The organism is Streptomyces sp. NBC_00443 (assembly GCF_036014175.1).
Classification (GTDB): Bacteria; Actinomycetota; Actinomycetes; order Streptomycetales; family Streptomycetaceae; genus Streptomyces.
In genome coordinates this window covers 6,901,761-6,912,704 of record NZ_CP107917.1, presented here as the reverse complement: position 1 = coordinate 6,912,704, position 10,944 = coordinate 6,901,761, and the positions used below count along the sequence as shown (strand labels likewise).

Sequence of the window (10,944 nt, the reverse complement as noted above, 5' to 3'; positions counted from 1 at the left end):
TCAGGCCCATGGAAAGCAGCAACGCCGCGTCGGGCGGCAGCACACGCCGTGAGGCCACCCGGCAGAAGCTCTACGAGGCGGCCGTCACGCTCATCGCCGAACAGGGCTTCTCCGCCACCACCGTTGACGAGATCGCCGAACGGGCCGGGGTGGCGAAGGGCACGGTCTACTACAACTTCGCCAGCAAGTCGGTCCTCTTCGAGGAGCTGCTGCGCCACGGAGTCGAACTCCTCACCGCCTCCCTGCGGGAGGCGGCCGAGAAGACCGCGCGGGACGGCGGCAGCAAGGTGGACGCCCTGGACGCGATGATCCGCGCGGGGCTCGTCTTCATCGACCGCTACCCGTCCTTCACCCAGCTCTACGTAGCCGAGCTGTGGCGGACGAACCGGGCCTGGCAGTCCACGCTGATGGTGGTCCGGCAGCAGGCCGTCGCGGTCGTCGAGGGTGTGCTCCGCGAGGGCGTGGACAACGGCGAGTTCAGCGAGGAGATCGACGTCCAGCTGACCGCCGCCGCCCTGGTCGGCATGGTCCTGGTGGCCGCGCTGGACTGGAAGTCGTTCCAGCCGGAGCGCTCCCTGGACGACGTGCACTCGGCGCTGTCCCGGCTGTTGCAGGGCCGGGTGAGCGGGCGCCGCTGACGCGGCAGGAGTCGTACACACACGAAAGCGCCGGTCCGACGGTGGCCGCGTCCCCCGCGGGCCACTGTCGACCCGGCGCCTTCTCGTGCTCCCCCGTTTTCCCCCGTACTCCCCCGTGTCCCCCCTGGACCCCCGTTCGGTCGTTCCCCCGGGACCCCCGTCTCGCTCCCGCCGACGCCGGGCCGGCGGAAGGAGCGGATCCGGGGCCGCTCCGATTCCGGCGCCCCGTGTCGCCGGTGCCGGAGCCGATCCCCTTCTCCGTGCCCCCACTCTCTCGTCCGAGCAGGTCGGGGCCCATCCGCGCGCGTACTCAACTCACCGACTAGGTACGCGTACTCAGAACTGCGCACTCATCCCCAAGCCCCGCCGTTGCCGACTGGTTACGATCGCGTCCGTGTCCATACTTCCCTTGATCTTCACCAGCGCTTGGGCCAGCGGCATCAACTCCTACGCCGTGGTCCTGCTGCTCGGCGTGTTCGGCGCGACAGGGCTGAGCGACGAGGTGCCCGAGGCGCTGCAACGACCCGACGTACTGATCGCGGCCGCCGCGCTGTTCCTCTGCGAGGCCGTCGCCGACAAGATCCCGTACGTGGACTCGGCGTGGGACTCGGTGCACACTGTGATCCGGCCGGTCGCGGGCGCGGTCGTGGCCGCGCTGCTCGCCGGGCAGAGCGGGTCGCTGCCCGAGCTGACGGCGGGCGCGGTCGGCGGTTCCACGGCGCTGGTGAGCCACCTGGTCAAGGCGGGCACGCGGATGGCGGTCAACACCTCGCCGGAGCCGTTCAGCAACATCGTGGTGAGCATCGCCGAGGACCTCGGCGTCGGCGCCCTCATCACCCTCGCGATCTTCTACCCCGTCGCCGCGGCGGTCATCGCGGGCGTCCTGCTGCTCGCCGGGCTGCTGCTGCTCCTCTTCCTGGTCTCCCGGATCCGTCGCTTCCTGCGCCGCAGGGCGGAGCGCCGGGAAGAGAAGCGGCTCGCCCAGGCGGTGGGTCAACGGCCCGGCTGAGGCCCTCGCCTGCGCTTGCGCCCGAGGTCAGGCAGCCGTTGTCAGTGGCGGCCGATAAAGTCCCACGCATGGCAAGGATTGCGGTGATCGGCGCCGGGATGGGCGCGATGGCGGCCGCTGCCCGGCTCGCCGTCGCGGGCCACCGGGTGGCGGTGTACGAGCGTACGGAGACGTACGGCGGAGCGGTGCGCCGCTTCGAGCGCGACGGCTTCGGGTTCGACACGGGCCCGGGTCTGCTCCCTCTCCCCGCCGTGTACCGCGATCTGTTCATCAAGACCGGCAAGGAGCCCCTGGAGGCGTGCGTCGAGCTGGTCCAGGTCGACCCGTCCGCGCGGCACGTCTTCGCGGACGGCACCGAGGCCCGGCTGCCGAACGCCTCGCGCGCGGGCGTCGTGACAGCCCTCGACGCGGCGCTGGGCGCCGGCACGGGCGGCCGGTGGGGCGACTTCCTGGTCCGCGCCCGCGAGGCCTGGGACCGCACGCGCAGGCCCCTGCTGGAGGAGCCCCTGTGGCCGAACTGGCAGGCGCTGGCCGAGCGCGAGCCCTACCCTGCCGTCCCTCACAAGCGGTTCCTGCGCACCCGCCGGGCCGGCACCCTCGCCGAGGTCGGCGCCTGGGAGCTGCGCGACCCCCGGCTCGTCGCACTGCTGGAGAGCCACGCGCTCGCGTACGGCCTGGATCCGCGCGAGACCCCGGCAAGCGCGGCGGTGCTGCCCTATCTGGAGCACGCGTTCGGGATTTGGTATGTGCGGTGCGGCATACGGGAGTTGGCGCGGGCGGTGTACGAGCGGTGCCTGGCCCGGAAGGTCGAGTTCAGCTTCGGCGCGGAGGTCTCCGGGGTCCTGGAGAAGGACGGCAGGGCGGCGGGGCTCGAACTGGCCGACGGTTCGGTGGTGGAGGCCGACTTCGTGGTCTCCGGGGTCGCCCCCTGGGTGCTGGACCGCCTGGTCCGGGGTACGGCGCCGCGCGGCGAGGGCGAGGTCGCACCCCAGCGCGGGGCGGCGAGCCGTCTGACGGTGCTGCTGGCGCTGCGCGGGGCCCGGCCGGAAGACGCGGCGCACCGGACTGTGGTGCATGCAGAGGACCGTGAGGCCGAGTTGGACGCCTTGTTCGGGACGGCCGGGGGCATGGCCGCCCGGGCCACGGTCACCGTCCTACGGCCCGACGACCCGGCGCTCGTTCCGGACACCGGACATGAAGCGATCACGCTCACTGCGACGGTGCCGGCACAACCCGACCGGGGTGGGGCGGAACCGGAGAACCTCGACCGGCACGCCGAAGACCTGATCACGGTCGCGGAGCGTGCCGTGCCGGACCTTCGTGACCGGCTCCTCTGGCACGAGGTGCGTACGCCGGCCGACATCGCGGAGGAGACCGGCGCGGAGGGCGGAGCGGTTCCGGCGCCCGCGCTGGCGGCGGCGCAGGGGCGTCTGCTGCACCCGTCCAACAGCACGGCCGTATCCGGCCTGTTCACGGTCGGGGGCTGGTCCCATCCGGGCGGTGGGCTCCCCCACGCCGGCATGTCGGGCGCGCTGGTGGCGGGACTGATCGTGGAGGGGCCCGAGTTCAGGGGCTCTCAGTGACCCGGACGTGAGCGGCGCCGCGCGGGGCCGTCAGAAACGGTACTGCTCGTCGTACCCCTGCCCCTGCCCGTGCTGCTGGCCGTCGCCCTGGTACGGGTACTGCTGCTCGGGCGGAAGTTCGCCGCCGTACGCCTCGTCGGTGCGCTGCTGCGGGACCCAGACGCCGCCGGACGGGGTCTCACCGTAGGCGCCGGTGGCGTACTGGTCCTGGGTGTAGCCCTGCTGGCCGTACTGCTGCTGGCCATAGGCGTCGTAGGAGGCACCGCCGTAGGTCTGGGTGCCGATGTACGGGTCGGAGTACGCGGCGTACTGCTGCTGGCCGGTGGTGTCGTAGCCGTACTGCTGTTGGTCGTAGCCGCTGTAGCCGTCGTACGCATAGCCCTGGTCGGCCGTCGCGTACTGGTCCTGGGGCTGACCCGGGGCCGCGTAGTTCTGGTCGGCGGCGGCGTAGGCGGGGTCGCCGCCGTATATGCCGTAGGAGCCCGTGTCGTCCGGCAGGGGCTGCGGCTCATACACGGAGGTCGTCTCGGCGGCGGTGGGCTGAGCAGGGCGGGACGGGGTGAACACGTCGTCGCGGTCGTAGTCGTCGCCATAACCGACGCTGTCCTGGCCGTACTTGGCGTCGTGGCCCGCGTAGCCACCCTCGGCCGCCTCCAGGTCGGAGACCTCGAGGGTCGGCTCCTGGCGGTCGGGCTCACCGCGGCGCCGCTTGGCGGCGGCCAGCGGGCCCAGGGCCGGCGCGGAGACCGCCCAGCCCGCCGAGAAGCCGCGGCGGAACGACAGCGTGACGTAGGTCTGGCCGACCGCGAACGCTGCCGCGCCCAGACCGATGACGATGACGGAAGGAATCAGCACCCCGACCACGACGCCGAGGAACCCGACGAAGGCGAGCAGCCGCCAGCGCAGCCGCGCCTTGTACTGCAGCAGCACCTCGCCCAGCAGCCACAGCGCGACGACGCCGAATGCGATGTAGAGGACCGTCCAGCCCATGTACGCCCCTCTCCCAGTGGCCGCCTACGCAGTGTGACGTATATCAGGACGGCCGGTCTAGGCCTGCGGTGGGTGGTGCAGGCCCAGGCTTTCGTAGATTTCCAAGGTAGCTGTGGAGTTGTTGAGCGTGATGAAGTGCAGTCCGGGCACTCCCTCGGCGAGCAGCCGCGCGCAGAACTCCGTCGCGAACTCGATGCCAATGGAGCGTACAGCCGCGGGATCGTCCTTGGCTGTGAGGATCCGCTCTTTCAGGGCGGCCGGGAAGGCGGCGTTGGTGAGGGAGGGGATGCGCTCCAACGTCTTTGCGCTGGCGATCGGCATGATCTCCGGGATGATCGGGGTGTCGCAGCCCGCGGCAGCCACTCGGTCGCGCAAACGCAGGTAATCCTCCGGTTCGAAGAACATCTGCGTGATCGCGTAGTCCGCGCCGGCCCGGCACTTGTCGACGAAGTGACGGACGTCCGCCTCCCAGTCGGCGGAGCGCGGGTGCATCGCGGGGAAGGCCGCGACGCCCACGCAGAAGTCGCCGGACTCCTTGATCAGTTCGACGAGTTCGGCTGCGTAGGCGAGGCCCCGAGGGTGCGGCACCCACTCGCCCAGCGGGTCGCCGGGCGGGTCGCCGCGCAGCGCGAGCATATTGCGGATCCCGGCGTCGGCGTACTGCCCGATGATGTTGCGCAGGTCGGCCACCGAGTGGTCGACGGCGGTGAGGTGGGCGATCGGGGTGAGCGTGGTGTCCGAGGCGATCGCCTCGGTCGCCTTGACCGTGCCCGCGCGGGTGGAACCGCCCGCGCCGTAGGTCACGGAGACGAAGTCGGGTCCTACGGCCTCGACCCGGCGCAGCGCGTTCCACAGGTTCCGCTCGCCCTTCGGGGTCTTGGGCGCGTAGAACTCGAAGGAATACGTCGTCTTTCCGGTCGCGAGCATCTCGCGCACGGTACGAGCGTGGTCCGATCTGATGGATGCGGTGCCGAGGGCCATACTCGCAGGTTAGTCAGGGGGCCCCGGTCCCCCAACCAGACGCCGGACATTTGCCCGATTTGCCGGTTTGTTGTCCACGCCTTGGACAAACGTCAGGAGATCCGGGGTGCCCAGCGGGGCGTAGGGGCTACCAGGTGCTACCCCTGCCGCAGCCGCTTGGCGAACTCCGTGGCCGCCGCGCCCGGGTCGTCCGCCTCCGTGATCGCCCGTACGACGACGGCACGGCGGGCGCCCGCCTCCAGTACCTGGTCGAGGTTGGCGAGGTCGATGCCGCCGATCGCGAACCAGGGGCGGTCGGTGCCGAGGGCTGCCGTGTGGCGGACCAGGTCGAGACCGGGGGCGTGGCGGCCGGGCTTGGTGGGGGTCGGCCAGCAGGGGCCGGTGCAGAAGTAGTCGACGCCCTCCTGGACGGCGGCCGCGGACGCCTCGGACTCGGAGTGCGTGGAGCGGCCGATGAGGACGTCGCCGCCGAGGATCGCGCGGGCCGCGGATACGGGCAGGTCGCCCTGGCCGAGGTGCAGGACGTCGGCGCCGGCGGCGTGGGCCACGTCGGCACGGTCGTTGACCGCGAGGAGCTTGCCGTGCCGGGCGCAGGCGTCGGCGAAGACCTTCAGATGCTCCAGCTCCTCGGCCGCCTCCATGCCCTTGTCCCGCAACTGCACGATGTCGACGCCCGCCGCCAGCACGGCGTCCAGGAACTCCGCGAGGTCGCCCTGCTGCTTGCGGGCGCCGCTGCAGAGGTAGAGCCGGGCATCGGCGAGCTGGGCGCGGGCGGTGCCTGCGGTGACGGTGTCGGACATACGGTGCCCCCTGTGGTCGGGTTGCCGGACGGGTGACGTCGGACGGTGGCACGGTAGCCGGAGCGGGGCGCGACGTCGCACAGCGGTGGGGTGTGGTGGGCTGGGGCGGGCGCAGTGCCGACGGACCCAGCCGCCGGTGCGGGCGAGGCCCGGCCCCGAGCCCCGGGACGGCGCCCTCCGGTGGCGTCTCGACCTCAGTGCGGCACCGGCCGGACGCGGCGTGGGCCGCCGGCCCACGTCGGCCCGAACCATGACGGCCCGGACGACCGAAACCCCCGCGCTTGCGGAGATGCCGTCGCGCCGATGGCCTACGAGCCGGCCAGCGGCCCCGAACGGGAGCGGCGGGTTCTTCCCGCCGCTCCACGCCATTGCACGCACTCCCCACCGTGCGCCACGCGCGTCCCACTCCCGGCCTCGGGCCGCAACCAGCCACGGCCGCAGCCGTGGCCGTGGCCCGTAGGGTGGCCAGCCCGTGCGCCGGACGGTGTTCGGATCGGTGGGTTCGGACTCAGACGGCGAGCGCCTGGGCGCGGCGCTTCACCTCCGTGCCGCGATTCTCACTGAGGGCTTGCGCGGGGGTGCCGGGCAGGCTGTCGTCGGGGGTGAAGAGCCACTCCAGCATCTCTTCGTCCGTGAAGCCGTCGTCCCGCAGGAGCGTCAGGGTCCCGGACAGACCCTTGACGACCTTGTCCTCGTCGATGAAGGCGGCGGGGACGTGCAGCGCGCGGTTCTCACCACGGCGTACGGCGATGAGCTGGCCGTCCTTGACCAGCTGCCGGACGCGGGTCACCTCGACGCCGAGCATTTCGGCGATGTCGGGGAGGGTGAGCCAGGCGGGGACGAGAGCATCGGTTCTTGCGTCAATCTCGGTCACGGAAACAAGCCTGCCATCTGCCACTGACAGTCGGAAGTCAGGCCGGTCCACCTGGGAGGACCTGTTGGGGTGACGTGCTACGCCACCGCCGCCTTCATCGGCCGCCCCGGGTCCCTCAGCAGCTCCGCGTCGACCGGCGTGCCCGCGTCGATCAGCCGTCGGCCCTGTGCCAGATCCCTCGGTCGGCCCACCGCCAGCAGGGCGACGAGTCGCTCACCCCGCAGCCAGCAGACGGTCCAGGCGGGGCCCGACGGGTCGCCGCGCCACACGAGCGTGTCGGCGGCGGCGTGATGGCCGGCGTACTGGACGAAGCGGCCGAACTGTTCGGACCAGAAGTACGGCACGGGGTCGTAGATCGCGGAGCTCTCGCCGAGGATGTTCGCGGCGACCGTGCGCGGGCCCTGGAGGGCGTTGTCCCAGTGGTGGACCAGGAGGCGCTCGCCGTACCGTCCCGACGGGAAGGAGGCACAGTCGCCGACCGCGTAGACGTCCGGCACGGACGTGCGCAGGCGTTCGTCGGCCACGACGTCTCCCTGTACGCCGAGCTCGATGCCCGAATCGGCCAGCCAGGCCGTGGCGGGCCGCGCCCCGATGCCGACCACGACCGCACCGGCGGGCACCCGCGAGCCGTCGTCGAGGATCACCTCGCCGGGTTCGACGCGCTCCACGCGCGCGTGCGTGCGCAGCACCGTCCCGCTGTCCTCGTACCAGGCGGTCATCGGCGCGGCCACCTCCGCGGGCAGCGCACCCGGGAGCGGCCGTTCGGCGGCCTCCACGACGGTCACCGCGCAGCCCGCCTCGCGCGCGGCCGTGGCGAACTCCGCGCCGATCCAGCCCGCCCCGACCACCACGATGTCGTGCTGCCGGGCCAGTACCGGCCGCAACCGCTCGGCGTCGTCCAGGGTGCGCAGCAGATGCACTCCGGGCACACCCTCCGCGCCCGGCAGCCGGATCGGTTCGGCACCGGTGGCGAGGACGAGGACGTCGTACGGGACGGGCCCGGCCTCGGTGTCCAGCGTGTGCTCGGCGGGGCGTACGCCCAGCACCTCGCGCCCCAGCTGGAGTTCGACGCCGAGCGCCTCGAAGTCGACGTCGAAGGCGGAGCCCTCGGCCTTGCCGAGCAGCACGGCCTTGGACAGGGGCGGCCGGTCGTACGGCTGGTGGGGTTCGGCGCCGATCAGTGTGACGGTGCCGGTGAAGCCCTGTTCCCGCAGGGCGACCGCCGTCTGCACGCCGGCCATGCCGGCACCGGCGACGACCACGCGGCGTGCCGCTGACGTGCCCCGTTGCTGCGTCTGCTCGCTCACCTGATCACCATAGACAACTGACTATTTGTCAGTCAGGGGGCGTGCTGAGTGACCTGCTGCACAACCTCGACCGGAAGTTCCTCCACCACGCTGGTCCCGCTGCCCGCCTGCGACTCCCACTCCCAGGTCTCCTCCAGCCGCACCCGGCCGTCGACGAGCTCGGCAACCGTCGACACACAGTGGCCGGACGACGTCGTGCCGTCCCGCTTCAGCTGTACGTACCGGAAGTCCAGCCGGTTGCCGTCCCTGGTACCCACCAGGTACCCGCGCACGACGTCGCCGCCCGTGTACTCGGCCCAGATCTCGCCGTCCTTCTCGTGGTACGCGAACCGGGTGCGCGTACCCACCTGACCTGGGGCTTGGTCCGCGACGGGGGCGAGGACAAGACCGTCGAGCGAGCGGGCCATCGGCACGGGCTCCCTTACTGAGACTTACGGCGGCGGGCTAGGGTGGCCAACGTAGAGCACTCGCGGGAGCCCGGACGCACCGGGCTGAGAGGGAGGCTGGCGGCCTCCGACCGTACGAACCTGATCCGGGTCATGCCGGCGAAGGGAGGGGCTGGACGCCCATGTCGCGTACGCGAACGTCAGACGTCCTTGTCATCGGGGGCGGAATCATCGGCCTGGTCACGGCGTGGCGGGCCGCGCAACGCGGGTTCACGACGGCAGTCGTGGACCCCGAGCCGGGTGGCGGCGCCGCCCAGGTGGCGGCCGGGATGCTGGCCGCCGTCACGGAACTGCACTACGGCGAGCAGACCCTGCTCGGCCTGAACCTCGCCTCGGCCCGCCGTTACCCGGACTTCGCGGCCGAGCTGACCGACCTGACCGGCCACGACCTCGGCTACCGCCGGTGCGGCACGCTCGCCGTCGCGCTGGACGCGGACGACCGTGCCCATCTGCGCGACCTGCACGCTCTGCAACGCCAGTCCGGCCTGGACTCCGAGTGGCTGTCCGGGCGGGAGTGCCGGCGCCTGGAGCCGATGCTCGCGCCGGGCGTGCGCGGCGGGCTGCGGGTGGACGGTGACCACCAGATCGACCCGCGGCGGCTATCCGGGGCGCTGGTGGCCGCGTGCGAGCGGGCCGGGGTGGTTTTCCACCGGGCCTGGGCCGAGCGCTTCGACGTCGTCCGGGACCGGGCCGCCGGAGTCACCACGGCGGACGGCACCGAGCTGCGCGCGGACCAGGTCGTCCTCGCGGCCGGCAGCCTCAGCGGGCGACTGCCCGGGGTCCCGGACGACGTACTGCCGCCCGTACGCCCCGTGAAGGGGCAGGTGCTGCGGCTGACCGTGCCGCAGCGGTACGCGCCGTTCCTGAGCCGGACCGTGCGGGCCGTGGTGCGGGGCAGCCAGGTGTATCTGGTGCCGCGCGAGAGCGGGGAGCTGGTCGTCGGAGCGACCAGCGAGGAGCTGGGCTGGGACACCACGGTGACCGCGGGTGGCGTGTACGAGCTGCTGCGCGACGCGCACGAGCTGGTGCCGGGCATCACCGAACTGCCGCTCACCGAGACGCGGGCCGGCCTGCGCCCCGGGTCCCCCGACAACGCTCCGCTGCTCGGCCCGACCGAGCTGGAGGGGCTGTCGCTGGCCACCGGGCACCACCGCAACGGCGTGCTGCTCACGCCGGTCACCGGCGACGCGATGGCGCACGTCCTGACCACCGGTGAGCTCCCGGACGAGGCCCGCGCCTTCACCCCCAGGCGCTTCGGCGCCGCCGCACTCACGGAGCAGCCCGCATGAGCATGCCGGTCACCATCTCGGTCAACGGCGAGCGTCGGCAGATCGCGCCAGGCACGGCTCTCGACACGCTCGTCAAGTCCCTCACCGCGGCGCCCTCCGGAGTGGCGGCCGCCCTCAACGAAACCGTCGTCCCGCGCACGCAGTGGCCGTCGACGTCCCTCTCCGAGGGGGACCGCGTCGAGGTCCTGACCGCCGTCCAAGGAGGCTGAACCATGGCCGACGATCCCTTTGTCATCGGGGGTACGTCCTTCACGTCCCGTCTGATCATGGGCACGGGCGGGGCGCCCAGCCTGGACGTGCTGGAGCGGGCGCTGGTGGCGTCCGGGACCGAGCTGACGACGGTCGCGATGCGGCGGGTGAACGCGTCGGTGCACGGCTCGGTGCTGTCGGTGCTGGAGAAGCTCGGGATCCGGGTGCTGCCGAACACGGCGGGGTGCTTCACGGCGGGAGAGGCCGTGCTGACGGCCCGCCTCGCGCGCGAGGCGCTCGGTACGGACCTGATCAAGCTGGAAGTCATCGCCGACGAACGGACGCTGCTGCCGGACCCGATCGAGCTCCTGGACGCGGCCGAGACGCTGGTGGACGACGGGTTCACCGTGCTGCCGTACACCAATGACGACCCCGTGCTGGCGCGGAAGCTGGAGGACGTCGGCTGCGCGGCGATCATGCCGCTGGGGTCGCCGATCGGTTCGGGGCTGGGCATCCGCAATCCGCACAACTTCCAGCTGATCACGGAGCACGCGCGCGTGCCGGTGATTCTGGACGCGGGAGCCGGTACGGCGTCGGACGCGGCGCTGGCGATGGAGCTGGGGTGCGCGGGTGTGATGCTCGCCTCAGCGGTGACGCGGGCCCAGGAACCGGTGCTGATGGCCGACGCGATGCGGCATGCGGTGGAGGCCGGGAGGCTGGCGTACCGGGCGGGGAGGATTCCGATGCGGCACTTCGCTCAGGCGTCGTCGCCGGTCGAGGGCGTGGCGAGGCTGGACCCGGAGCGGCCGGCGTTCTGAGAGCAGTTCTGAACGCACGT

General features: G+C 72.2%; 12 protein-coding genes and 1 riboswitch. Of the genes, 6 read left to right on the top strand and 6 right to left on the bottom strand.

Annotation, left to right across the window (positions count from 1 at the left end; translation table 11 throughout):
• The first annotated feature begins 8 nt into the window (after nucleotides 1-8).
• The 3 genes from OHO27_RS31450 to OHO27_RS31440 all read left to right on the top strand — a co-directional run bounded on the left by OHO27_RS31450 (nucleotide 9) and on the right by OHO27_RS31440 (nucleotide 3,230).
• Entirely contained in the window at nucleotides 9-638 is a 630-nt protein-coding gene (locus OHO27_RS31450; protein WP_328428342.1) for a TetR/AcrR family transcriptional regulator, read from the top strand.
• A gap of 394 nt (nucleotides 639-1,032) precedes the next feature.
• Complete coding sequence (locus tag OHO27_RS31445) at nucleotides 1,033-1,647, top strand: DUF4126 domain-containing protein (protein WP_328428341.1); 615 nt, start codon at nucleotides 1,033-1,035, stop codon at nucleotides 1,645-1,647.
• Nucleotides 1,648-1,715: 68 nt separating this feature from the next.
• Nucleotides 1,716-3,230, top strand: coding sequence for a phytoene desaturase family protein (locus OHO27_RS31440; RefSeq protein ID WP_328428340.1), 1,515 nt, complete (start codon nucleotides 1,716-1,718; stop codon nucleotides 3,228-3,230).
• A 30-nt stretch (nucleotides 3,231-3,260) separates the two neighbouring features.
• Here the strand turns inward: OHO27_RS31440 and OHO27_RS31435 are convergent, their stop codons facing one another.
• From OHO27_RS31435 to OHO27_RS31410, 6 genes are all read right to left on the bottom strand, one after another.
• Nucleotides 3,261-4,220 carry an SCO2102 family sporulation regulator gene (locus tag OHO27_RS31435; RefSeq protein WP_328428339.1) on the bottom strand — a complete coding sequence of 320 codons (960 nt, stop codon included), beginning with the start codon at nucleotides 4,218-4,220 and terminating at the stop codon, nucleotides 3,261-3,263.
• Between the two features lie 57 nt (nucleotides 4,221-4,277).
• Nucleotides 4,278-5,201 carry a methylenetetrahydrofolate reductase [NAD(P)H] gene (metF, locus tag OHO27_RS31430; RefSeq protein ID WP_328428338.1) on the bottom strand — a complete coding sequence of 308 codons (924 nt, stop codon included), beginning with the start codon at nucleotides 5,199-5,201 and terminating at the stop codon, nucleotides 4,278-4,280.
• A 137-nt stretch (nucleotides 5,202-5,338) separates the two neighbouring features.
• Nucleotides 5,339-6,001, bottom strand: a complete 663-nt coding sequence (thiE, locus tag OHO27_RS31425) for a thiamine phosphate synthase (protein ID WP_328428337.1) — start codon at nucleotides 5,999-6,001, stop codon at nucleotides 5,339-5,341.
• A gap of 508 nt (nucleotides 6,002-6,509) precedes the next feature.
• Nucleotides 6,510-6,875, bottom strand: coding sequence for an Rv2175c family DNA-binding protein (locus OHO27_RS31420; RefSeq protein WP_328428336.1), 366 nt, complete (start codon nucleotides 6,873-6,875; stop codon nucleotides 6,510-6,512).
• 77 nt (nucleotides 6,876-6,952) lie between these two features.
• Nucleotides 6,953-8,182, bottom strand: coding sequence for an NAD(P)/FAD-dependent oxidoreductase (locus OHO27_RS31415; protein ID WP_328428335.1), 1,230 nt, complete (start codon nucleotides 8,180-8,182; stop codon nucleotides 6,953-6,955).
• A 32-nt stretch (nucleotides 8,183-8,214) separates the two neighbouring features.
• Nucleotides 8,215-8,589: a hypothetical protein gene (locus OHO27_RS31410; RefSeq protein ID WP_328428334.1), complete on the bottom strand. Its 375-nt coding sequence runs from the start codon at nucleotides 8,587-8,589 to the stop codon at nucleotides 8,215-8,217.
• A gap of 52 nt (nucleotides 8,590-8,641) precedes the next feature.
• A riboswitch (TPP riboswitch) is annotated at nucleotides 8,642-8,753 on the top strand.
• Here OHO27_RS31410 and thiO point away from each other — a divergent pair.
• From thiO to OHO27_RS31395, 3 genes are all read left to right on the top strand, one after another.
• Nucleotides 8,751-9,917: a glycine oxidase ThiO gene (gene thiO, locus OHO27_RS31405; protein ID WP_328428333.1), complete on the top strand. Its 1,167-nt coding sequence runs from the start codon at nucleotides 8,751-8,753 to the stop codon at nucleotides 9,915-9,917. It overlaps the preceding riboswitch by 3 nt.
• Complete coding sequence (gene thiS / locus OHO27_RS31400) at nucleotides 9,914-10,126, top strand: sulfur carrier protein ThiS (protein WP_328428332.1); 213 nt, start codon at nucleotides 9,914-9,916, stop codon at nucleotides 10,124-10,126. Before thiO ends, thiS begins: the two co-directional genes overlap by 4 nt.
• Nucleotides 10,127-10,129: 3 nt before the next feature.
• Entirely contained in the window at nucleotides 10,130-10,924 is a 795-nt protein-coding gene (locus OHO27_RS31395) for a thiazole synthase (RefSeq protein WP_328428331.1), read from the top strand.
• Nucleotides 10,925-10,944 lie beyond the last annotated feature (20 nt).